This window comes from Halomonas sp. AOP22-C1-8 (assembly GCF_052378905.1).
In the GTDB taxonomy this organism is placed as follows: Bacteria; Pseudomonadota; Gammaproteobacteria; order Pseudomonadales; family Halomonadaceae; genus Vreelandella; species Vreelandella citrativorans.
This window is the reverse complement of record NZ_JBQSYD010000003.1, coordinates 169897-192438: the sequence shown is the minus strand read 5'-3', so window position 1 is coordinate 192438 and position 22542 is coordinate 169897. Positions and strand designations below refer to the sequence as shown.

Here is a 22542-nt window from a genome sequence, read left to right as displayed (position 1 = left end):
TTTCATAAACTCTGCCCCGTCGTACCAGACTGGCTCATCATACAAACGCTAGCGGCGCCTCATTACCTACTCAACAACTATTTTCAATAAACGATTTCTAATAAACGATCTCTAATAAACAGGTGATTGACCATGCATTCTCTCTACTCAGAACTGAATTTCGGTCTTGATGACGAAATGAACATGCTGCGCGAGCAGGTCAATGCCTTCGCCGCCAACGAAATTGCCCCGCGCGCTGCGGAAATCGACCGTAATAATGAATTCCCCAACGACTTATGGAAGAAGTTTGGCGACATGGGCCTTTTAGGCATCACTGTGTCTGAAGAGGATGGCGGCAGCGGCATGGGCTACCTTGCCCACTGTATCGCCATGGAAGAGATCTCCCGGGCGAGCGCCTCTGTCGCGCTGTCTTACGGCGCGCACTCTAACCTGTGTGTGAACCAGATCAAGCGCAACGCCTCCGCCGAACAGAAAGCCAAGTATCTGCCCAAATTGATCAGCGGCGAGCACGTTGGCGCGCTTGCCATGTCCGAACCCGGCGCTGGCTCCGATGTGGTTTCCATGCAGCTGCGGGCTAAAAAAGTCGGCGATAACTACATTTTAAACGGCAACAAAATGTGGATCACCAACGGCCCCGATGCCGATGTGCTGGTGGTCTACGCCAAGACGGATCCAGACGCTGGGTCCAAAGGCATTACCACTTTCCTGATCGAAAAAGGCATGCCGGGGTTCTCCACGGCGCAAAAGCTCGACAAGCTGGGCATGCGCGGCTCCAACACCTGCGAGTTGGTGTTTCAGGATTGCGAGGTCCCCGCTGAAAACGTGCTGGGTGAAGAAGGCAAAGGTGTGCGCGTACTGATGAGCGGGCTGGACTACGAGCGCACCGTGCTGGCTGCCGGGCCGGTCGGCATTATGCAGGCTGCCATGGATGTCGTAATGCCGTATATCCATGAGCGCAAACAGTTTAATCAGTCGATCGGTGAGTTCCAGCTGGTGCAGGGCAAAATCGCGGATATGTACACCACGCTGAACGCCTGCCGCGCCTACCTGTATGCCGTCGCGGCCGCGTGTGATCGCGACCAGACCTCGCGCAAGGATGCCGCTGGCGTCATTCTCTACTGTGCCGAGAAAGCCACTCAGGTAGCGCTGGATTCCATTCAGTTGTTGGGCGGTAACGGTTATATCAATGAATACCCCACCGGGCGCCTGCTGCGCGATGCGAAGCTGTATGAAATCGGCGCGGGCACCAGTGAAATTCGGCGGATGTTGATTGGCCGCGAACTCTTCACCGAAAGCCAGTAGAGGCGCGCCATGAGCATTCTCAGCACTCAAATTAATCCGCGTAGCGATCTCTTTCAGACCAATGAGCAGTCGATGCGCGGCGTGGTTACCCAGCTGCATGAACTCACCGCTGCCGTTGCCCAGGGTGGCGGCGTTAAATCTCGTGAGCGCCATGAGAGCCGTGGCAAACTGTTTGTGCGTGATCGCATCGATCACCTGATCGACGAAGGCTCGCCTTTCCTAGAATTTTCAGCGCTTGCCGCCCACAAGGTGTATGAAAGCGACGTACCAGCCGCCGGTGTGGTGACTGGCATTGGGCGCGTTTCGGGCGTTGAATGCGTGATTGTGGCCAACGATGCCACAGTAAAAGGCGGCACCTACTTTCCGCTGACGGTAAAAAAACATATTCGCGCTCAGGAAATCGCCCGCAAGCATCGCCTGCCGTGTCTTTATCTGGTCGATTCTGGCGGTGCCTTTCTACCCCGTCAGGATGAAGTCTTCCCTGACCGCGACCACTTCGGACGCATTTTTTACAACCAGGCCACCCTGTCGGCCGAAGGCATTCCGCAAATTGCCGTGGTGATGGGTTCCTGCACGGCAGGCGGCGCGTATGTGCCCGCCATGGCCGACGAATCGATCATCGTTAAAGAGCAAGGCACCATCTTTCTGGGCGGCCCGCCGCTGGTCAAAGCGGCCACCGGTGAAAGCATCAGCGCCGAGGCGTTGGGTGGTGCGGACGTGCATGCCAAAGTCAGTGGTGTGGCAGACCATTATGCCGAAAACGATATGCATGCCCTGCAGCTTGCCCGGGCCTGTGTTTCGCGCCTGAACTGGCAAAAGCGCGGCAAGCTTGCCATGCAGGCACCCGAGCCACCCAAGCTCGACCCGCTGGAGCTTTACGGCATTGTGGGCACCGACCTTAAAAAGCCCTTTGATGTTCGCGAAGTTATCGGGCGCATTGTCGACGGCTCTGATTTTGATGAGTTCAAACGCTACTACGGCGACACCTTAGTCACCGGGTTTGCGCATATTCATGGCCATCCGGTGGGTATTGTGGCCAATAACGGTGTGCTGTTTTCAGAGAGCGCCGTCAAAGGCGCCCACTTTATTGAGCTGTGCGCCCAGCGCAAGATTCCGCTGGTTTTCCTGCAGAACATCACCGGCTTTATGGTGGGTTCCAGGTACGAGCATGAAGGTATCGCCAAGCACGGCGCCAAGCTGGTCACCGCCGTGGCGTGCGCTAAGGTGCCCAAGTTCACCGTGCTGATTGGCGGAAGCTTCGGGGCGGGCAACTACGGTATGTGCGGCCGCGCTTATGACCCTAACCTGCTATTCATGTGGCCCAACGCGCGTATTTCCGTGATGGGTGGCGAGCAGGCCGCCGGTGTACTGGCCCAGGTTAAGCGCGAGCAGTATGAGCGCGAAGGCAGCGAATGGACTAAAGAGGCCGAAGAAGCGTTCAAGCAGCCCACCCGCGAACAGTATGAGCACCAGGGCCACCCTTACTACGCCAGTGCCCGGCTATGGGATGACGGCGTGATCGACCCGCTACAAACCCGCGATGTACTGGGTTTAGCGCTGGCCGCGGCCATGAATGCTGAGATTGAAGAGACACGCTTCGGCGTGTTCCGGATGTAAGGGGCTCTATCATGACGAATTCAACGTTAACTATTGATGCAAGCGTTGCCCGCTTAACCCTTAATCGCCCCGACGTTCATAACGCCTTTGATGACCAGCTGATTGCCGAGCTGAACGCACACCTTGACCAGCTTCAACCGCTGATTGAAAGCGGAGAGGTTCGCGTGGTGGTGCTGGGTTCTGAAGGCAACAGCTTCTCAGCGGGCGCGGATTTGAACTGGATGAAGTGCATGGTCGATTACGACTTTGAAGACAATCTGGCCGATTCGCGCAAACTCGCCGCCCTAATGCACAGCCTGGATACGCTGCCCTGCCCCACGCTGTGCCGGGTTCAGGGTGCAGCCTTTGGCGGCGCCGTAGGCTTGGCCGCCTGCTGCGATATCGTTATTGCCTCCGATAAAGCCAGGTTCTGCCTTTCAGAAGTCAAGATTGGCCTCTCGCCTGCGGTCATTAGCCCCTATGTACACCGCGCACTCGGCGCGCGTCAGATGCGCCGTTACGGGTTGAGCGCTGAAGTCATTGATGCGCCCACCGCACTCAGTCTGGGCCTGGCCCATCAGGTCGTTGAACACGGCGCACTGGATAGCGCGGTAGATGCCATGCTGGAAACCCTGCTCGCCGGTTCACCGCAGGCGCAGCAGGCTACCAAAGCGCTGCTACAAACGGTCAGCCAGTCGCCTGATTCTGACGCCACGCGCGAACAAACCTGCCAGGTGATTGCCAAGCTGCGGGTTAGCCAGGAAGGCCAGGAAGGTCTGGCTGGATTTTTTGAAAAGCGTCGCCCCGCCTGGGCCGAAACGCCTCTATCCGGCCATGCCAAGGAGCGCCGCTCATGAGCCACCTAACGTCGTCTGAACCTAACGTGCGTACCACGCCCTTTGACACGTTGCTGATCGCCAACCGGGGTGAAATTGCCTGCCGGGTAATGCGCACCGCACGCCGCATGGGGCTTAAAACCGTTGCCGTGTATTCTGATGCCGATGCCAACGCCCGCCATGTGCGTGAAGCCGATGAAGCCATTCGTATTGGCCCCGCCGCTGCGAGGGAAAGCTATTTAAATATCGAAGCGGTGATTGACGCCGCCAAGCGCACCGGCAGTGGCGCCATTCACCCTGGCTACGGCTTTCTTTCGGAAAACGGCGCCTTTGTAAAAGCGCTCGAAGAAGCGGGCATTACCTTTATCGGGCCACCCGCGTCAGCCATTGCCGCCATGGGGGATAAATCGGCCGCCAAAGCGCGCATGGCCAATGCCAATGTACCGCTGGTGCCGGGCTACCACGGCGATAATCAGGATGATAATTTACTCCGGGCCGAGGCTGATAACATCGGTTACCCGGTCATGCTCAAAGCCAGCGCCGGTGGTGGTGGCAAAGGTATGCGCGTGGTCGAAAACAGCGAGGCCTTCCAAGCGGCGCTGGAAGGCTGTCGCCGCGAGTCTAAAGCTGCCTTCGGCGATGATCGTATGCTGATAGAAAAATATCTGGTGCAGCCACGCCACGTGGAAGTACAGGTGTTTTGTGATCGCCAGGGCCACGGCGTGTACCTGTTCGAGCGCGACTGCAGCGTTCAACGCCGCCACCAAAAAGTCCTCGAAGAAGCCCCAGCCCCCGGCATGACGCCGGAACTACGCACAGCGATGGGTAATGCTGCTGTGCGTGCCGCTCAGGAAATTGGCTATGTGGGCGCAGGCACGGTTGAGTTTCTATTGGATGCTTCGCCAGGCCAAGGCGAGGCGTTCTACTTTATGGAGATGAACACTCGTCTGCAGGTCGAGCACCCGGTGACGGAAATGATCACCGGCCAGGATCTGGTCGAGTGGCAGCTGCGCGTGGCGATGGGTGAATCGCTGCCTAGCACACAGGAAGATTTAACGATCACCGGGCATAGCTTTGAAGCACGCCTTTATGCCGAAGATCCTGACCAGGGCTTTTTACCCGCCACGGGCCAGTTGACTCGCTTTGCGCTCGATTTAGCGGGCACCGACTTAAAGGCTGAGCAGGTGCGCCTGGATAGCGGTGTGGAAAGCGGTGATACGGTTTCCATGCACTACGACCCCATGCTTGCCAAGCTGATTGTGCATGGCAGTGACCGGGATGCCGCCCTGGCTACGCTTAACCGTGCGCTAGCGGCGCTTGATATACAGGGGGTGGTCACCAACCGGGCTTTTTTGCAGCGCCTAGCGACTCACCCCGCGTTTAAGAACGTAGAGCTGGATACGCGGTTTATCGAGCGCCACGAGGCTACCCTGTTTGCCGCGCACCACTACCAGCCTGAAGAGTATGCCAGCGCCGCGTTACTGGCGTTACACCAGCTGGCTCAGGAGTGCGAAAGCAACTCGCCCTGGGATCGTCATGATGGATTTCGGCTTAACGCGCCGCGCACGGTGCGTATTGCCTTGCATGATCCCAAGCACTCTCAAGCGCCCGAGGATGCAAGCCCCTTAGTGGTAGTAGAAGGCAAGCGACACCCGGGCGACTCAGAGTGGCACCTAACCATTAATGGCCACGCCGTTAATGGGCAAACCTTTAGCGCCAGCCTTCAACCGCTTACCGGCAATGCCGTGGCAATTACCCTTAACGGGCATCGCCGCCGCCTGCAGGCCCAGCGCGATGGCAATGTGTTAATCATGGTCGACCCGCAGGGCGAAACCCGCCTTTACTGGCAGCGCATCGATGCGATTGATCACGGCCAGCATGAAGTGCAGGCAAGCTTTACCGCCCCCATGCATGGCACGGTGGTAGCGCTATTGGTTGAAGCCGGGACGAGCGTTGAAAAAGGCATTCCCCTGATGGTTATGGAAGCCATGAAGATGGAACACACCATAACCGCGCCGACTAACGGCCGCGTGGAAGGCTTCCGCTTTCAGGCAGGCGATACCGTTAGCCAAGGCGATGTATTACTCGACTTCGCCCTTGGCGAATAAGGAGCTTTACCATGGCACTGCGCCCATCCAGCCTCCCCCAGCGCGTACGCCTGTTCGAAATGGCCCCCCGAGACGGCCTGCAAAACGAGCCGGGGGCCATGGTGCCTACCGCAACTAAAATCGAGCTGATTGAGCGGCTTGCCAATGCCGGTATCCACCATATTGAAGCGGCAAGCTTTGTATCGCCCAAATGGGTGCCGCAAATGGGCGATGCGGCCGACGTAATGCACGGCATTAAGCGCACTCCCGGCGTGGTTTACTCGGCCCTTACCCCTAACCTCAAGGGGCTTGAAAATGCGCTGGCTGCAGGTGTTGATGAAGTCGCGGTATTTGGCGCGGCCTCTGAGGCGTTTTCGCAGAAGAACATCAACTGCTCGATTGCTGAATCCCTTGAGCGCTTCGAGCCTGTGCTCAAGCGTGCCCAGGAAGCCAATGTGCGTGTGCGCGGCTACGTTTCCTGCGTGCTGGGCTGCCCTTATGAAGGCGATATTCCTGCTGAGAAAGTCGCTCAGGTGGCCAAGGCCCTTTATGACATGGGCTGCTATGAAATTTCCCTCGGCGACACCATCGGGGTGGGTACGCCGCTGGCGGCCAAACGAATGATTGAAGCCGTATCCGTGCAGGTGCCGATCGATCAACTGGCGGCACATTTTCACGACACCTACGGTATGGCTATTGCCAACCTTTACGCGGTGATGGAAGAAGGCATTAGCGTGATTGATGCCGCGACCGGCGGTTTGGGCGGATGCCCTTATGCCAAAGGTGCCTCCGGCAACGTCGCCACTGAAGACGTGCTCTACCTGTTGGAAGGTTTAGGCATTGAAACGGGGATTGATTTGCAGGCCGTGCTGGATACCGGCAACTGGATTACCCAGGCCCTGGGCCGCAAGCCGACCTCAAACGTTGCCCTGGCCAGAGGCGGACACTCAACCTAACGCCAATCAGCGCGGCCTGTTCGATCAGACAATAAAAAATACGGAGAGACATCATGGCGCTACATGACCCCAGCCTATCTACCCAAGCCCTGCCCAGCTATGCCAGCAGTACCGCTGACAAACCGCTGATTGGCATGACTATCGGCGATAAATTTGACCAAATCGCCGCGCAATATCCCGATAACGACGCTCTGATTGTGCTGCACCAGAACATTCATTGGCGATATCGCGAGCTTCACGAAGAGGTGAACCGCTGCGCCCGCGCGTTGCTTGCCATTGGCGTGAAGTGTGGTGATCGGGTCGGTATGTGGGCGCCTAACTGCAGCGAGTGGACATTAACCCAGTTCGCCACAGCCAAAATCGGCGCTATTTTAGTCAACATCAACCCGGCCTACCGCACTCATGAACTTGAGTACGCGCTTAACCAATCCGGCGCGCGTTTTTTGGTCAGCGCGGATAGCTTTAAAAACTCTAATTATCGCGACATGCTCTATGAACTGGCGCCGGAGCTTAAAACCAGTACGGAAGGCGCGCTTAAATCGCTAAAACTGCCCCAGCTTGAGTGCGTGATTAACTTAAGCGCCGACAAGCATCCCGGCACGTGGCGCTGGTCAGATTTGATGCTGGAGTCGGCCAAGGTTAGCCAAACCGACGTCAACGACCTGCAAAGCACGCTTCAGTTTGATGACCCGATCAATATTCAATACACCTCGGGCACCACTGGCTTTCCTAAAGGGGCCACGCTTTCCCACCACAATATTCTTAATAACGGCTTTTTTGTGGCCGAAAGCATGGGTTTTACCAGCGAAGATCGCTTGGTCATCCCGGTGCCGCTTTATCACTGCTTCGGCATGGTCATGGGCAACCTGGGCTGTATGACCCATGGCGCGGCGATGATTTACCCCGATGAAGGCTTTGACCCCGGTAAAGTACTCAAAGCCGTACACGAGCAAAAAGCCACTGCGCTTTATGGCGTGCCCACCATGTTTATCGCCGAGCTGGACCACCCCGAGTTTGCCAGCACCGACCTCTCCTCACTGCGTACCGGCATCATGGCAGGCTCGATTTGCCCGGCCGAAATCATGAAACAAGTCATCAACAAGATGAACATGAAGGGCGTACAGATCGCCTACGGAATGACTGAAACCAGCCCGGTCTCTACCCAAACGGGTGCCAATGACACTATTGAAAAGCGGGTTTCCACCGTGGGCCGTACCCAGCCGCACCTGGAAAGCAAAATCGTTGATCCCGGCAATGGTGCCATCTTACCTCGCGGTGAAATCGGCGAGCTGTGTACCCGGGGCTATAGCGTCATGCTTAAATACTGGAACAACGAGCAAGCTACGCGTGAGGCCATCGACGAATCCGGCTGGATGCATACCGGCGACCTGGCCACCATGGATGAAGAGGGTTATATCCAGATCGTAGGGCGCATTAAAGACATGGTGATTCGCGGGGGCGAAAACGTCTACCCCAAAGAAATCGAAGAGTTTCTGTATACCCACCCGGCGATTTCCGATGTGCAGGTCACCGGCGTACCCGACAAAAAGTATGGTGAGGAGTTGGTTGCCTGGGTAAAACCCAACGCCACGGCGGATGAGATTAGCGGTGAAGATCTGCGTGAGTTTTGTAAAGGCAAGATCACCCACTTCAAGATCCCCCGCTACTTTAAATTCGTCGATGAATTCCCCATGACCGTGACCGGCAAAATCCAGAAATTCAAGATGCGCGAAATCTCGATTCAGGAATTGGGGTTGGGCGACGAGTCATCATTGTGACAATGTCTTTAGCGGCGCATTATCAGCAAGGGCTACGCGATGCCGAGGTGCTAGCGCAGATTCAACACCATTACCCTGCGGGGCCTACTCTGCATCAGTTAGCACCGCTGGACCAACTTCATATAGGCGGCGTAACGGCCTCCGCCCGGCTGCTCGCCCTGCTGGACCCGGCCCTTCATCTACGGGTATTGGATATTGGCGCGGGGCTGGGAGGATTAATGCGCCAAGGGTCGGCGTTAGGTTTTCACATGACCGGCTTGGACATCACCCACCGTTTTAACACACTTAATAAAACGCTTAGCACGCTGACATCTTCTCAGAGCGCCTCGCTAAATTGGGTAACCGGTGATGCTTGCGCCCTTCCCTTTGCCGATAACAGCTTTGATGCGCTTGTGTTTCAGCACAGCCTGCTGAACATGCCCAACGTTAACGAGGCACTTACCGAGAGCTACCGTGTACTGCGCCCCGGTGGGCAGTTGGTAATGCACGAAGTCGTTAGCGGCCAAAATGCAGAGGCCTTGCGCTACCCTATTCCCTGGGCGGCAACGCCCGTTCACTCCTGCCTGCTTAGCCATGAAGCGCTCATTGAACAATTAAGCTGCTGTGGTTTTATTGTCGAGCATAACGTTGACTGGAGTGATAGAGCGCTTGAGTGGCGTGAACGCCAGCGAATAAAGGAGCAAACGACTCAGGCATCTGCCTTGTCTCCCCAATGGATCTTTGGTGAGCGCTTTATGGAAATGGGCAGAAATCTGGTGTTTAACCTCCAAAACCACGCAATTAATTTGGTAGAAGTTAAAGCCTCTTGCTATGCTGGTTGAGATAACAATCAAGACCAAGGATGAGGAACATCAATGAAACGCTTGACTGGGGTACTCCTGTACAGCGTTGTTGGTTCAACCCTACCTTTACTCACCGCTGCCGCCAATGATACGTTGCCGGTGATCGCGTATGCCTCACCCAACAGTGAACTCCTGCAACTGGACAATGGTGTGGTGCTGGAAGGCAGCGACTTAAGCAGCCTGGACACCTACACGTCAGGCTTTCGAGTGACCGCTGGTTTTAGCCCTTGGCAACTCCCTCAATTGGATATTGGCGCTGAAATCGCCTACCGCGAAAGCGAAGAAGTCCCGATTGCCTCCAGCATGTCGCCAATGATTATGGATACGCTTAGTTTAGGCGGTGCCATTGTAGCGGGCGTACGTATGGGCGCTTTTAGCATGTACGCTAAATCTGGCCTGACCGAGTGGCGCGGCGACACCCATGAGCTTCAGGGTGCAGACGAAGGCGGCACTGCTTGGCTTCAAGGCTTTGGTGCCACCATGACGCTTAACCAGATGGTCACGCGCTTGGAATATGAGCGCGTAGATGCGCCGACGTTAAGCCACCTCAATCAACTCAGCGCCTCGCTGCATTTGCCGTTTTAGTCGTTACCTCTCAGTACGTTTGCGTTATTAACCTACCGCTGGTCTTCTACAGGTGCTGTCCAAACCGGCACATCCTCACGTTTGGGTTCCTGCCAGTCTTGTTGCATAGCACTATTAAGTGACTCCTCCAATTTCATAAATAGCTCACCATAACGCGGGCTAAAGCTGATGCCGCCTTCGATCTCTTTCCAAGCCTCAAATAGCTCGTCTTCATGGGCTTCTTCATTTTGTACAAATGACCAGGTCATTTGCTTGGCCCGCATGGGATGTACGCCCATGGCCGATAGTGCATGGCCACCAAGCTCCAATGCGGAATGATACGTTTCACTCACCACATCATCGGCCCCGGCTTCACGCAGTTGATAACCATGCCCACGGTCAAAGGCGCGTGCCAGCACCCACACGTTGGGATAATAGTGTTTTACGTGTTGAATCATCTGTACAGCACGCTCACGATCATCAATGGCGACCACCAAAAGGCGGGTGCTTTCAATGCCCGCCCTTTCCAAGAGATCAGAACGGCTGGCATCGCCAAAGTAGCTTTTAATATTGATTCGACGAGAGTTTTCGATCTGCTCCAGCTCAAGGTCAAGCACTACCATCGGGATATTATTGGCCCGCAGCAGGCGGCAGATGATTTGCCCAAAGCGTCCTACTCCCGCAATGATAACGGGCGCCTGTTCCTCAATGGCATCGGCGTCTCGGCCCTCTTTTGCAACCAGATAATGCGGCAGCACCAAGCGGTCATAAGCAATAAACAGAAGCGGCGTTAAAAACATTGAAAGTGCGACGACCAGTGAGAGTATCTGCGCGGTGTCTGCCGGTATCACGCTGCTTTGTACGCTGTAGGTCAGCAGTACAAACCCAAACTCGCCCGCTTGGGCCAGGCTTAGCGCAAAGAGCCAAAAGTTGCTTCCCTTGATCTTAAACAACCAGGCAAGCGCCAATAACACGACCGCTTTAACAACAATAACTGCAATACCCAACGACACGACGGTGGCCCACTCGGCCGCCAGCACATCGAAATTAATGCCCGCACCAACAGTGATGAAGAATAGCCCCAGCAGTAAACCTTTAAAGGGCTCGATATTGGCTTCCAGCTCATGCTTAAACTCACTGTTGGCAAGCACGACACCGGCCAAAAATGCCCCCAGTGCTGGCGATAAATTCACTAGGCTCATAAGTGCTGCAATACCGATAACCACCATCAGCGCCGTGGCGGTAAATACTTCGCGAAGCCCTGCGCCCACCACATAACGAAAGAGCAACGGCCCCAGGTAGTACCCACCAAGTATCACCGCAGCAATGGAGCCGACCACCACGAGCGCATGGGTCCAGCCAGTCAGGTGCGCGACCAAATTGAAGCTACCATGGTCGGGCTCACCACCTGGTGCCCCCATTAATTCGGGCAGAGCTAAAAGCGGAATAAGCGCCAACATGGGAATAACCGCTATATCCTGAAAAAGCAAAACCGAGAACGCGCTACGCCCGCCCTCGGTTTTCGCCAGGCCTTTTTCATTGAGGGTTTGCAACACAATAGCGGTAGAAGAGATCGCAAAAATCAACCCGACGGTTAGCGCGGTTTGCCATACCAGGCCTAACCACCAGGCAATCAGCGTACCTGCCGCTGCGGTAATGATTACTTGCAAGCCACCAAGGCCGACCAGGCGAACCCGCATCGCCCAAAGGCTTTTGGGGTCAAGCTCCATACCGACCAGAAACAGCATCATGACTACACCAATCTCGGCAAAGTGCTGAATGGTGTTGGTTTCCTGCCCAACCAAGCCAAATACCGGGCCAATGGTAACCCCGGCGATAAGATAGCCCAACACTGACCCCAAACCCAGCCGCTTGGCCAGTGGCACCGCAATGACTGCCGCCAAAAGGTAGATAAATGCTTGAATAAAATAGGCCGTCATACCGCACTCCTTAAACAAGATATCGTTATATTAGACGATGAGCGCCCGTTAATGCTTCGCACTTGATATGCCAGTACCCTGCCCTTGCTGCACCAAATTACTCGTAGGGCTATTCCATCGAACGACTTGCTCTTTGAGTGACTTGCCCCTCGAACGACTTGACTTCTTCGCCAACCAATATATCGTACTAGTACGCTAGTACGGCATTCAACTATTGGTGCGCGCATGTCTATATCCCGTTCTACCGATGATGTTTACCAAACTGAATTGATTAATTTCCTTGTGGCCATTGATAGCTCTGAGGCCATGAATGAAGCACTTGAAAGCCTTCTGACGCCTGCAGAGTACCAGGAAATCAGCAAACGCCTGCAGATTTTTAATTTACTGCGTGATGGCGTACCACACCGCAAAATTGCTGAATTGCTGGGAGTCGGCATTGCGACGGTTTCTCGCGGCTCGCGCGCGCTAGGTACTTCTCACTCATTACTGGATCGCTGAATCATGACTATCCACGCTCAATCAGATGCTGGCCCGCGTCCGTTTACTCTGTCGCGTAAGCCCCACTACGTAACGCTTGCCGCAGACTGTGACTTTTTTGGCCTATTCAAAAAAATAGAGAAGCAGTTCAATACCTGTTACATGCTTGAATCGCTGGGTGAAGACAGCCACATCGCCCGTCATTCAATCATTGGATTTGATCCTGAATATACCATTTACGCGAATGGCCAAACGCTGACCATCGAGGATCGTGCCGGCAAGGCCGAGCACTACCCAAGCGATAATCCTTATGAATTACTGCGCAGCCTGATCCCGCAAAATATTATTTCGCGCAAGTATGCCGGCGGGCTAAGCGGCTATTTAGGCTACGATGCGATGCAGTATTTCGAGCCTACGCTTTCCTTAAAAGCCAATGATGACTTCGATACGTTTCGCTTTGGGCTTTATAAAGATGGGCTTATCCTCGATAAGATGACCGGCGAGGTAACCTACTTCTATTACGACCATAGCCGCTCTGATTTCCTGCAAACGCTTATCGACGCTGAGGATATCGAGAGCGACGACCTGAAAATTACCGCGCTTGGCGACACCATGAGCCAAGCAGAACACGCCGCAGCGGTCGCCAAGGTCAAGCAGGATATTATCGACGGCAAGGTGTTCCAGTGTGAAGTCGGGTTTAAAAAGCGCTTTCGTATCGAGGGCGATACGGTCGCTCTGTACGACCAGCTGCGCACGATTAACCCTTCTCCTCAGATGTACTACATGAAGTTTGGTGGTCAGAAGCTGATCGGTGCAAGTCCCGAGCTTCTCTTCCGCTTGCGCCAGGGTGAAATGGAAACTTTCCCGCTGGCAGGCACCACCACCCGAGGCCAAACGCCCCAGGAAGATACTCAGCTGGCCCGTACCCTGCTTAACGATCCTAAAGAGATTGCCGAGCACAATATGATCGTTGATCTACATCGCAATGATATTGGTCGGGTTGCCCAGTTTGGCACCGTAAAAGTGCGCAGCCTGATGGACATTAAGCGCTTTAGCCATGTTCAGCATATTTCCAGCGAAATCGTCGGCATTATTGCCGAGGGCGAAGACATGTTTAGCGCCTTGGCCAGCAACTTCCCTGCGGGCACGCTTACCGGTGCGCCCAAAATTGAAGCCATGAAAATTATCGATGACTTGGAAAACGATGGCCGAGGCCCTTACGGCGGCGCGGTTGGCCAGTTTTCGTTTAACGGTGACTGCACTTTTGCGATCCCGATTCGTACCGTGTTTGTCAACGGCGAGCGGGCCTATGTGCAGACCTGTGGTGGCAACGTGTTTGATAGTAACGCCGCCGATGAGTATGAAGAAATACGCCGTAAATTTGCCGGCACGCGTAAAGCCTTAGCCCCCTTTATGGATTCGGAGAGCCTGGCATGAAAGTGTTAATCATCGATAACTACGATTCGTTCACCTACAACCTGTACCAATTTATTGGCGAGATTCTCACCACAGAAAAAAACCGTGGCGCGGTCAATGATTTTGAGATTGTGGTAAAGCGCAACGACCAGATTCAATTTACCGATATTGTGGCGATGGCGCCGGACCGTATTATTATTTCGCCGGGGCCTGGCTCGCCAGACGACCCACGCTACTTCGGCGTCTGCGCAGAGGTCATCAAAGAGCTGGGGAAGACCACACCGCTGTTAGGTGTCTGCCTCGGGATGCAGGGGATTGTTCATGTGTTTGGCGGCCAAGTGGTGAAAGCACCGCTCCCCATGCACGGCAAGATCAGTCCCGTTACGCATACTCAGCAGTCGGTATTTAAAGGCGTGCCGGACCAGCTTGAGGTGATGCGCTACCACTCGCTAATTGCTGATGCAGGCTCGCTACCCGAGTGCCTGGAAGTGACCGCTGCGGTGGGTAGCCTGAAGGCGGCCCACTTTGAACAGCGAGAGCACTGGGAAGCCGCTGGGGAGTTCGAGCTGATGGGCGTCAAACACCGCGACTATCCGATCCACGGCATTCAGTTTCACCCCGAATCCTTTGCCACCGAAGGGGGTAAAGAGCTGATTGCCAACTTCTTGCTGGCATAATTCATCTTAAAATACGCCACAAAAAAAGCGGGAGGCCGTTTAATGACGTCTCCCGCTTTTTAATGTTGGCGAGTGGTTTAACGCCCCTTACCTTCATCGCCTAATGTAAATGAGGGCGGATCACTGGCTGGAAAGGTGTCATCAACCGTGTCGTCCACCCCTCCTTCCGTCCAGTCGCCATTGACGTTTTCAGCAGAGTAAACCGTGTAATTTTCAGCCAGTATCCATTGACCATCACACTCTTTCAGGTCATGCCGTTCGACCCAGATACGGCTTCCCCCTGCCTTGAGTATCTCAACTTTTGTTTCAGCACTATCATCTGAAACCGTGCCTAGCGCACTACCGTCCTGGGTATAAACGGTGGCATCTTGAAGATTATGCTCTGCCATCATAAGGTCCTCCAATGATATCCAAGTATCAATACCTTAGTTGGCACTTTCACGAAGGGACAAGGTGTTTTCAGCAACTTTACCTTATCGCAATTTTTTGATTCCCAAGTCTCCTTCGCTTATTTTGAATGTTTCCTGGCTAATCCATGCAAGCGCTTAAAAAGCCTAGCGTTTCGTTTTGGGGCGCGGCGCTTTTCCTCGCGCGGCTGGTTTACCTGCCCCGGGCTGTCCTTTACCGAAAGACTTACTACTACGCTTGCCTTGGGCTGCAGGTTTGCCCCCTGCTGCGGTTTTTGCGTTAGGGTGAGCTTTGGAAGTACCGGGCTTGCCCTTGGTGTTTGAGCGCGATTTACTGCCCGCCGCTTTGCCAGCGCTATCGGATTTTGCCCCCGTTCCCGGTTTTCCCTTACGTGGACGTTGCCCAGTAGGTGCCCGAGGCTTGGCTTTCGGCTTAGCCGGTTTAGGAGGCGCTGCACTACTGTCAGCGCTCTCCGTCAGGGCAATGATGGTCTCCACCTCTTTGGGCGTTAAATCACGCCAGTCACCCAGTGCCAACCCCTTCAAAGACACATTCATGATCCGCGTGCGTATTAATTGGGTAACGTCATAACCGAAGTATTCGCACATCCGGCGTATCTGACGATTTAACCCCTGTACTAGCGTGACAGTGAACACAAAAGTGGACACTTTCTTCACTTGGCACTTCTTGGTGACCTGGCCAAGAATCGGCACACCCTTTTGCATCCCCTCAACAAATTCCTCCGTAATCGGCTTGTTAACCGTTACCTGGTACTCTTTTTCGTGATTGTTGTTGGCACGGAGAATTTTATTAACCAGATCCCCATTATTGGTTAAAAAGATCAGCCCTTGAGAGTCTTTATCCAGCCGACCAATGGGGAAAATACGTGCCCCATGCTTTACAAACTCAACAATATTGTCTTTTTCACTCGATTCAGTCGTGCTCACAATACCGACAGGCTTATTGAGCGCAATCAGAATAAAGTCTTCTTCCTCCTGGGGCTCAATTTCCTGACCATTCACCTTTACACGATCACCAGCCATTACCTGGTCACCGGTTGTCGCACGACGGCCATTGATCCAGACATTGCCCTGCTCTACATAGCGGTCTGCCTCACGGCGCGAGCAAAGGCCGCTTTCACTAATATACTTATTGATTCGAGTCGATTTTCGTAATGACATAACACGCCGTAAGGCTAAAAGTGGATAAAAGCGCCGCTAGAAAGAGGAGCCAGGCTGTTCTAGAAAGGCGACTTCTTCATCGCTGGACGTTCTCCCCAATAGCATATTGCGATGAGGGTAACGACCAAAGCGGTCAATAATCGCCTTATGACGAACTTCAAAATCAAGATTGTTTTCAAGCCCAGGCTGGTCGAACAGCACCATTGCCTGGGCATGAATCGTTTTCGATTCACTATGCATATAGGGCATATATAAAAAGCTGCGCTCTTCAGGCGTTAACGCCATGTCGGCACCTGCTGCCACGGCTTCCTGGGCGAGAGCAAGCGCGAGCGCATCAAACGCAAACGCGCGGGCATTATCGCGGTACATATTGCGCGAAAACTGATCAAGCACAATAATTTCGGCCAGACGCCCCTGCGGTGTATCCCGCCATGTATAACATTCGCACTGGGCAACATGGCCGTGCAGCTCTCCAAAACGCGCCATGATAGCGGCGTCCATCTCGGCGTCTTTCTTAAACCACTGCGCCGGGGTTAGTTCATTAAACCAGAACTGCAACACCGCTTGAGCATCCAAATTCATTGCCGCCTCCTAAGAACATACATAAATGCCGCCAGCCGTACTGGCGGTATACGCACTTCTAATGTTGCCGCTAATTAACCCGTATTGCGCAGCCCCGCCGAGATACCTGCCATGGTCACCATTAGCGCCCGGGAAAGGTCGCCGCTGATCGCACCATCGGCGTCGCGGTTACGCTGTAAAAGCTCAGCCTGCAACCCGTGCAGCGGGTCAATGTAGGGGTTACGTACATCAATGGCCTGGCGGATCAGTGGCGTCTTCTCAAGCAACTCATCCTGCTCGAGTATTTCCAGCACCACGTTTTCCAACCGCTCAAAACGCTCGCGAAGCTTTTTGCCCAGGGCTTTTAAGGATGGCTCATCCACTAGCCGGTGCTCATAGTAAGCCGCAATGGCCACATCGGCTTTGGCCAGTAACATTTCCAACATATCCAGATAAGTGCCAAAAAATGGCCATTGATCGCGCATGTCCTGGAGCAGCTCGCGTCCGCCGGGCTCTTCCAGGCGCTGCAGGAACGCTTCGCCACTGCCTAGCCATGCGGGCAGCATTAGGCGAATTTGGGTCCAGGCGAAAATCCACGGAATCGCACGCAGCGTTTCAACGCCACCGTCCTGGCGCCGCTTGGTGGGGCGTGACCCCAGCGGCAACCTACCGAGCGCCCCCTCTGGCGTTACCGCACGGAAGTAAGGCACAAAGTCAGGGTCCTCGCGCACCACGCCCACGTAACCGACGTGCGCAATGTGGGCGAGCTTATCCATCTCTTCGCGCCAGCGGGGGTCAGGCGCCGGTGGCGGTAGCAAGGTAGCCTCAAGCACCGCGCAAGCGTAAATCTCCATTGACCGCAGCGCGATATCCGGCTGGCCAAACTTGAAGCGAATCATTTCTCCCTGCTCGGTCACCCGCAAACTGCCGTTTACCGAGCCCGGCGGCTGCGACAAGATCGCTGCGTGAGCGGGGCCGCCCCCACGACCGACGGTGCCGCCGCGGCCGTGGAACAGGGTCAGGTCAACACCGTGTTTTTCACACACATTCACCAGCGCTTCCTGAGCCCGATACTGCGCCCAGGCCGCCGCCAGTTGCCCGGCATCCTTGGCAGAGTCGGAGTAGCCGATCATGATTTCCTGGCGGTCATTAATCAGTGCTCGGTAACCAGGCAGCGACAGGAGCTGTTCGATAACCGCACCCGCGTGATCCAGGTCGTTGAGGGTTTCAAACAGGGGTGCAATGGGCAGCGTGACTTGGCCACCCACCTCTTTCATTAACAGCGCAACGGTCAACACATCTGACGGTTCGCCCGCCATGGAAATAATGTAGGTACCCAGTGCCTCTGAATGCTCCTGGGCGATGACCTTAAAGGTATCCAGCACTTCACGACACTCGGCAGAACACTCCCAACGGCGCGGGATCAGGGGTCGACTAGACGCCAGCTCTTCCAGTAGGAATGCCTGGCGCTGAGCTTCGTTCCACTCCTGGTAGTGCCCCAGGCCTAATGTGCTGGTGAGTTCTTCGATCACTTGGGCGTGGCGGCTGGCTTCTTGACGTAAATCCAGCTTGGTCAGCGTGACTCCAAACACGGCGACGCGGCGCAACGTATCGAGCAAGGCGCCATTGGCAATGGTGTCCAAACCCACATCGCATAAAGAGCGGTAGCAAGCCAGCAGCGGCGCATAAAGTTGGTCGCGGGTTTCAATAATCGGCCCGCCGTCGTAATTGCGGCCATCCAGCTTCGCCTTGGCCCAGTCCCGGGTTGCTTCCACCTTGGCTAAAAGGCGTTTAAGCAGTTCGCGGTACGGCTCGGCGACATCGCCCACTTCCGCTTTTAGTGCGCTATTGGCCTTCCACATGGAAAGCTCGGTTTTAAGCTGTTCCAGGTCGCGTAGGTAAAGGTCTGCGGCCATCCAGCGCCCCAGAAGTAGCACTTCCCGGGTGATCCGTGAAGTAACATTAGGGTTGCCGTCCCGGTCGCCTCCCATCCATGAAGCATAGCGAATGGGTGCGGCATCCAGCGGAAGGCGCTCACCGGCAGTATCCAGCAGTAAATTATCCAGATCACGATGGAAGTCAGGCACGGCTTGCCATAGCGAGTTCTCGATAACCGCAAACCCCCATTTGGCTTCATCAACCGGGGTTGGCCGCTCATGGCGAATTTCATCGGTATGCCATGCCTGGCTAATCAGTTCTTCTAACCGCCCGTGAGCGCGCTTACCGCGCTCAGGATAGTCGCCAGAACCTTCGATGGCGGTTAGGCACTCATCAATTGCGTCGTATTTTTGGATTAGCGTACGGCGAATAACTTCTGTCGGATGGGCAGTAAGCACCAGCTCCACCCGCATATTGGCGAGTGTTTCGACCAGCTTACGCGGTGAATTACCTGCCAGTTGGGCCCGCTCAAGCAGCCCGTTGAGAGTCGGCTGGGTGCCGGGTTTGTAGTCTTCTACACGGCGAAAACGTGCGCGATAGTGCTGCTCGGCAATATTGGCAAGATTCAAGAACTGGTTAAAAGCACGTGTAACGGGTAGCAGGTCACGCTCAGGTAACTGGCGTAAATACTCAATAAGTGCGCGCTGCTGGAGTGAGTCACCTTGACGACCTTGCTTGGCATGCGCTCGGATCGTCTCAATTTTATCTACAAATGCCTGTCCCAGGTCGTCCGCTATGGTGCGTCCCAGACTATCTCCTAAAATGCGTACGTTATCGCGCAGCGATTCGTGCAGGTCGTGACTCATTGGCAAGGCCTCCTAGCGGGGTCGCGTCATTATTAATGATCAATTTATGCTTTATTCTTGATGTTTAGCCGCCTGCCAGTGAGCTTCCATCTCGTCCAGCGAGGCTTCCGTTATCGGTCGATGGGCCGCGTTTAAGGCATGCTCAACATAGCGAAAACGGCGTTCAAATTTACGATTGGTACCGCGCAAGCACTGTTCAGGATCAGCACCTAGGCTGCGGGCTAAATTGGTGACCGCAAACAATAAATCACCGACTTCTTCCTGAGCATGGCGTGTATCTCCTGTCGCCAGTGCTTCTTCTACCTCATCCAGCTCTTCACGGATTTTATCCAGAACGCCCTGCGTATCAGGCCAATCAAAACCTGCCCGGGCCGCGCGCTTTGAAAGCTTGTTCGCACGGCTTAACGCGGGCAACGTACAAGGTACGTCATCAAGTACCGAAGGCGCCTCAATGACACGTTGGGCGCGCTCTTCCGCCTTAAGTGACTCCCAGCGCTGATTAATCTGTTGGGTCTGTAGCGCTTCAGCGCTAACACCTGGCGGCCTACGCGAGCCAAGCGTACCCTCCGGAAACACATGCGGGTGCCTGCGCAGCATTTTAGTCGTCAACGTATGTACGATATCGTGAAAATCAAAGCGCTGCTCTTCTGCACCAAACTGAGCGTAATAGATGACTTGGAAGAGTAAATCACCAAGCTCCCCCGGCAGCTCATCAAAGGCTCGCCGCTCAATGGCATCGGCAACCTCGTAGGCTTCTTCCAGCGTATGGGGAACGATGCTGTCCCAGCCTTGCTTAATATCCCACGGGCACCCTTGCTCGGGGTCGCGCAGTACCTGCATTAATGTCAGCAGGTCATCCAGATCATAGCGCATCAAGCCGCTCCATATTAGGCACCTTTTTCAGGGTCTGCGTTTCGCAGGCGGCGCACTTCGGTCACATTGGGCAGTTGCTGAATACGTGAGAAGAGCCGCCCCAAAGATTCAAGTCCATCCACTTCTAACGTAATCCTCAGGCGAGCGATGCCTTCGTTGGTATCCGTTAGCGTATTCACCGCCAGCACATTGACTTTCTCATTGCCTAGAAGGCCCGTCACATCGCGCAGGAGGCCCGAGCGGTCCCAGGCCTGGATTTCGATAGTGACCGGATAACGCGTATGAGCGCGCTCGCCCCACTCTACTTCAATGATACGTTGGGGCTCTTCCATACGCAGTTGGAGGATATTGTTGCAGTCCTGACGGTGTACGGTAACCCCTCGCCCTTGGGTGATAAACCCCACAATCGGCTCGCCCGGAACGGGGCGGCAGCAGTTAGCCATGCTGGTTTTAAGATTGCCCACGCCAAGCACGGTAATGTCACTTTTAGAGGGTTTGCTCGGCTGCTTGCGCGGTTTGGCAAGTAAACGTTCCAGCTGTTCCTGATCGTCAGTCTCGCCAAATAACTGCTGGGCCTGGTGTAGTACCTGCCCAATACGCAGGTCGCCTGCCCCGATAGCGGCATACATATCATCAGCGTTTTGATAATTAACCGCGTCGGCCAATTTGGGGAGATCCAACTGGTCGACATCAAGACGGCGCATTTCTCGCTCAAAAAGTACCCGGCCCTCTTCCAGGTTTTGGCCTCTGGCCTGATGCTTAAACCATGCCTGAATTTTGGCGCGCGCTCGTGACGTGCGCACATAGCCAAGATTAGGATTGAGCCAGTCGCGGCTTGGCCCGGCTTTGGTGGCGGTAAGAATTTCCACCTGCTGGCCCGTTTTAAGCTCATAGGTCAGCGGAACAATGCGCCCGTTAATTTTGGCGCCCCGGCAGCGGTGGCCAATTTCGGTATGAACCCGATACGCAAAATCAATCGGAGTGGCAATACGCGGCAAGTCGATCACATGACCGTCAGGCGTAAAGACATAGTTGCGGTCGGGGGCCACGTCACTTGAAAGCCCTTCGCGCAGATCACCAAAATCACCCACTTCGTCCTGCCACTCAAGCACTTGACGCAGCCAGGCAATTTTTTCTTCGTAGCTACGGCTTTTCGCGTTGGTATCGTGCCCTTTATAACGCCAGTGGGCACATACCCCGAGTTCTGCGTCGTCATGCATGGCGAACGTCCGGATTTGAATTTCGAGGACTTTATTCTCAGGCCCGACCACTGCGGTATGAAGCGATTGATAGCCGTTCTTTTTAGGGTTGGCGATATAGTCGTCAAATTCGTCTGGAACATGGTGCCAGCGCGAATGCACAATGCCTAATACGGTGTAGCAGTCGGTGACTTCTGGCACCAAAATACGCACCGCACGAACGTCGTGTACATCAGAAAAATCGATCCCTTTGCGCTTCATTTTACGCCAGATCGAGTAAATATGTTTGGCTCGGCCACTCACGTCATGATGGGTAATATGCTGAGCTTCCATCAACGTTTTAATCGTTTCGACCACGTCGCGGATATAGTGCTCTCTATCCAGGCGCTTCTCAGCAAGCAGCTTGGCGATCGCCTTGTACTCATCTTCGTGCAAATAGCGAAACGACAGGTCTTCAAGTTCCCACTTGATTTGCCCCACCCCTAAGCGATGCGCGAGAGGCGCATAAATGTCGGCGACTTCGCGGGCTACCTGCAGACATTTTTCAAGCGGAGCATCCTTGACCTGACGCAGCGCACAGGTGCGCTCGGCGATTTTAATAAGCGCAACGCGAACATCGCTCACCATGTTGACCAGCATTTTACGCAGGTTTTCCTGCTGATTATGCTGGGCCATACCGTGGTTGGGAGCGAGTGGATAGCTGATGGCGGCCATTTGCAGGACGCCATCAATTAACCTGGCAACCTCACTGCCAAATCGCTTGGAAACGGCCTCCAGACTCAACAGACCTTCGCGCACGGCGCGATAGAGCACTGCCGCTTCCAGGGTCGCCTGGTCAAGCGTTAGATCTGCCAAAATGTCTGCCATTTCAAGCCCCATACGAAAGCTTGAACCAGGAGATAACCATTCACGATGAGTACGAGGCGCCTCACGTTCGAGTTGCTCTGCCAGTTCGCAGGCTTCAATAAGGCGCTCAGGATCACTTAGACGCACATCTTCTTGCAGGCGCGTTAACCATTGTTGTATGTCTACCCTGCCGCTATCCATTAGCGGCTGGTCTTCACGCACTTTCACCATGACTCTTACTCATCCCTTCAGGGTATTC

Annotated in this window: 18 protein-coding genes; 11 read left to right on the top strand and 7 right to left on the bottom strand. The window is 54.7% G+C overall.

Annotation, left to right across the window (positions count from 1 at the left end; translation table 11 throughout):
• Nucleotides 1–132 precede the first annotated feature (132 nt).
• Genes ACT3TY_RS03140 through ACT3TY_RS03105 form a run of 8 tightly spaced genes read left to right on the top strand, consistent with a single transcriptional unit; the run spans nt 133 to nt 9982 of the window.
• Nucleotides 133–1302, top strand: a complete 1170-nt coding sequence (locus ACT3TY_RS03140; protein WP_441677104.1) for an isovaleryl-CoA dehydrogenase — start codon at nt 133–135, stop codon at nt 1300–1302.
• A 9-nt stretch (nt 1303–1311) separates the two neighbouring features.
• On the top strand, nt 1312–2919 hold the full coding sequence (locus ACT3TY_RS03135) for a carboxyl transferase domain-containing protein (protein ID WP_441677103.1): 1608 nt from the start codon (nt 1312–1314) through the stop codon (nt 2917–2919).
• Between the two features lie 11 nt (nt 2920–2930).
• Nucleotides 2931–3755: an enoyl-CoA hydratase/isomerase family protein gene (locus tag ACT3TY_RS03130; RefSeq protein WP_441677102.1), complete on the top strand. Its 825-nt coding sequence runs from the start codon at nt 2931–2933 to the stop codon at nt 3753–3755.
• Nucleotides 3752–5842: an acetyl/propionyl/methylcrotonyl-CoA carboxylase subunit alpha gene (locus ACT3TY_RS03125; protein WP_441677101.1), complete on the top strand. Its 2091-nt coding sequence runs from the start codon at nt 3752–3754 to the stop codon at nt 5840–5842. Before ACT3TY_RS03130 ends, ACT3TY_RS03125 begins: the two co-directional genes overlap by 4 nt.
• Nucleotides 5843–5853: 11 nt before the next feature.
• A complete protein-coding gene (locus tag ACT3TY_RS03120; RefSeq protein WP_441677100.1) occupies nt 5854–6777 on the top strand; it encodes a hydroxymethylglutaryl-CoA lyase in 924 nt (307 codons plus the stop codon).
• Nucleotides 6778–6830: 53 nt separating this feature from the next.
• Entirely contained in the window at nt 6831–8555 is a 1725-nt protein-coding gene (locus ACT3TY_RS03115; RefSeq protein ID WP_441677099.1) for an AMP-binding protein, read from the top strand.
• A 2-nt stretch (nt 8556–8557) separates the two neighbouring features.
• Complete coding sequence (locus tag ACT3TY_RS03110) at nt 8558–9376, top strand: class I SAM-dependent methyltransferase (RefSeq protein ID WP_444627310.1); 819 nt, start codon at nt 8558–8560, stop codon at nt 9374–9376.
• 33 nt (nt 9377–9409) lie between these two features.
• Entirely contained in the window at nt 9410–9982 is a 573-nt protein-coding gene (locus ACT3TY_RS03105; protein WP_192526406.1) for a hypothetical protein, read from the top strand.
• A 32-nt stretch (nt 9983–10014) separates the two neighbouring features.
• Here the strand turns inward: ACT3TY_RS03105 and ACT3TY_RS03100 are convergent, their stop codons facing one another.
• Nucleotides 10015–11901 (bottom strand): monovalent cation:proton antiporter-2 (CPA2) family protein, encoded by a 1887-nt coding sequence (locus ACT3TY_RS03100; RefSeq protein WP_444627305.1) that lies wholly within the window; start codon nt 11899–11901, stop codon nt 10015–10017.
• A 225-nt stretch (nt 11902–12126) separates the two neighbouring features.
• Here ACT3TY_RS03100 and ACT3TY_RS03095 point away from each other — a divergent pair, with 225 nt between their 5' ends.
• The 3 genes from ACT3TY_RS03095 to ACT3TY_RS03085 are packed head-to-tail and all read left to right on the top strand — an operon-like array spanning nt 12127 to nt 14471.
• Entirely contained in the window at nt 12127–12399 is a 273-nt protein-coding gene (locus ACT3TY_RS03095) for a Trp family transcriptional regulator (RefSeq protein WP_441677097.1), read from the top strand.
• 3 nt (nt 12400–12402) lie between these two features.
• Nucleotides 12403–13815 (top strand): anthranilate synthase component I family protein, encoded by a 1413-nt coding sequence (locus ACT3TY_RS03090; protein WP_441677096.1) that lies wholly within the window; start codon nt 12403–12405, stop codon nt 13813–13815.
• On the top strand, nt 13812–14471 hold the full coding sequence (locus tag ACT3TY_RS03085) for an anthranilate synthase component II (RefSeq protein WP_441677095.1): 660 nt from the start codon (nt 13812–13814) through the stop codon (nt 14469–14471). The genes ACT3TY_RS03090 and ACT3TY_RS03085 overlap by 4 nt, the downstream gene beginning before the upstream one ends.
• Nucleotides 14472–14548: 77 nt before the next feature.
• On the opposite strand, the gene ACT3TY_RS03080 is transcribed toward ACT3TY_RS03085, so the two are convergent.
• The 6 genes from ACT3TY_RS03080 to relA all read right to left on the bottom strand — a co-directional run bounded on the left by ACT3TY_RS03080 (nt 14549) and on the right by relA (nt 22514).
• On the bottom strand, nt 14549–14863 hold the full coding sequence (locus ACT3TY_RS03080; protein WP_441677094.1) for a hypothetical protein: 315 nt from the start codon (nt 14861–14863) through the stop codon (nt 14549–14551).
• A 162-nt stretch (nt 14864–15025) separates the two neighbouring features.
• Nucleotides 15026–16060 carry a 23S rRNA pseudouridine(2604) synthase RluF gene (gene rluF / locus ACT3TY_RS03075; RefSeq protein ID WP_441677093.1) on the bottom strand — a complete coding sequence of 345 codons (1035 nt, stop codon included), beginning with the start codon at nt 16058–16060 and terminating at the stop codon, nt 15026–15028.
• 36 nt (nt 16061–16096) lie between these two features.
• Nucleotides 16097–16642 carry a DUF924 family protein gene (locus ACT3TY_RS03070; protein WP_441677092.1) on the bottom strand — a complete coding sequence of 182 codons (546 nt, stop codon included), beginning with the start codon at nt 16640–16642 and terminating at the stop codon, nt 16097–16099.
• A 74-nt stretch (nt 16643–16716) separates the two neighbouring features.
• Complete coding sequence (gene ppc / locus ACT3TY_RS03065) at nt 16717–19365, bottom strand: phosphoenolpyruvate carboxylase (RefSeq protein ID WP_172116416.1); 2649 nt, start codon at nt 19363–19365, stop codon at nt 16717–16719.
• Between the two features lie 51 nt (nt 19366–19416).
• On the bottom strand, nt 19417–20238 hold the full coding sequence (gene mazG / locus ACT3TY_RS03060) for a nucleoside triphosphate pyrophosphohydrolase (protein WP_441677091.1): 822 nt from the start codon (nt 20236–20238) through the stop codon (nt 19417–19419).
• Nucleotides 20239–20252: 14 nt separating this feature from the next.
• A complete protein-coding gene (relA, locus tag ACT3TY_RS03055) occupies nt 20253–22514 on the bottom strand; it encodes a GTP diphosphokinase (protein WP_444627304.1) in 2262 nt (753 codons plus the stop codon).
• Nucleotides 22515–22542 lie beyond the last annotated feature (28 nt).

Excerpts from the sequence above, each read along its gene's own strand:
- ACT3TY_RS03140 (WP_441677104.1), top strand. The coding sequence starts at position 133 with ATGCATTCTCTCTACTCAGAACTGAATTTCGGTCTTGATGACGAAATG.
- ACT3TY_RS03135 (WP_441677103.1), top strand. The coding sequence starts at position 1,312 with ATGAGCATTCTCAGCACTCAAATTAATCCGCGTAGCGATCTCTTTCAG.
- ACT3TY_RS03130 (WP_441677102.1), top strand. The coding sequence starts at position 2,931 with ATGACGAATTCAACGTTAACTATTGATGCAAGCGTTGCCCGCTTAACC.
- ACT3TY_RS03125 (WP_441677101.1), top strand. The coding sequence starts at position 3,752 with ATGAGCCACCTAACGTCGTCTGAACCTAACGTGCGTACCACGCCCTTT.
- ACT3TY_RS03120 (WP_441677100.1), top strand. The coding sequence starts at position 5,854 with ATGGCACTGCGCCCATCCAGCCTCCCCCAGCGCGTACGCCTGTTCGAA.
- ACT3TY_RS03115 (WP_441677099.1), top strand. The coding sequence starts at position 6,831 with ATGGCGCTACATGACCCCAGCCTATCTACCCAAGCCCTGCCCAGCTAT.
- ACT3TY_RS03110 (WP_444627310.1), top strand. The coding sequence starts at position 8,558 with ATGTCTTTAGCGGCGCATTATCAGCAAGGGCTACGCGATGCCGAGGTG.
- ACT3TY_RS03105 (WP_192526406.1), top strand. The coding sequence starts at position 9,410 with ATGAAACGCTTGACTGGGGTACTCCTGTACAGCGTTGTTGGTTCAACC.
- ACT3TY_RS03100 (WP_444627305.1), bottom strand. The coding sequence starts at position 11,901 with ATGACGGCCTATTTTATTCAAGCATTTATCTACCTTTTGGCGGCAGTC.
- ACT3TY_RS03095 (WP_441677097.1), top strand. The coding sequence starts at position 12,127 with ATGTCTATATCCCGTTCTACCGATGATGTTTACCAAACTGAATTGATT.
- ACT3TY_RS03090 (WP_441677096.1), top strand. The coding sequence starts at position 12,403 with ATGACTATCCACGCTCAATCAGATGCTGGCCCGCGTCCGTTTACTCTG.
- ACT3TY_RS03085 (WP_441677095.1), top strand. The coding sequence starts at position 13,812 with ATGAAAGTGTTAATCATCGATAACTACGATTCGTTCACCTACAACCTG.
- ACT3TY_RS03080 (WP_441677094.1), bottom strand. The coding sequence starts at position 14,863 with ATGATGGCAGAGCATAATCTTCAAGATGCCACCGTTTATACCCAGGAC.
- rluF (WP_441677093.1), bottom strand. The coding sequence starts at position 16,060 with ATGTCATTACGAAAATCGACTCGAATCAATAAGTATATTAGTGAAAGC.
- ACT3TY_RS03070 (WP_441677092.1), bottom strand. The coding sequence starts at position 16,642 with ATGAATTTGGATGCTCAAGCGGTGTTGCAGTTCTGGTTTAATGAACTA.
- ppc (WP_172116416.1), bottom strand. The coding sequence starts at position 19,365 with ATGAGTCACGACCTGCACGAATCGCTGCGCGATAACGTACGCATTTTA.
- mazG (WP_441677091.1), bottom strand. The coding sequence starts at position 20,238 with ATGCGCTATGATCTGGATGACCTGCTGACATTAATGCAGGTACTGCGC.
- relA (WP_444627304.1), bottom strand. The coding sequence starts at position 22,514 with ATGGTGAAAGTGCGTGAAGACCAGCCGCTAATGGATAGCGGCAGGGTA.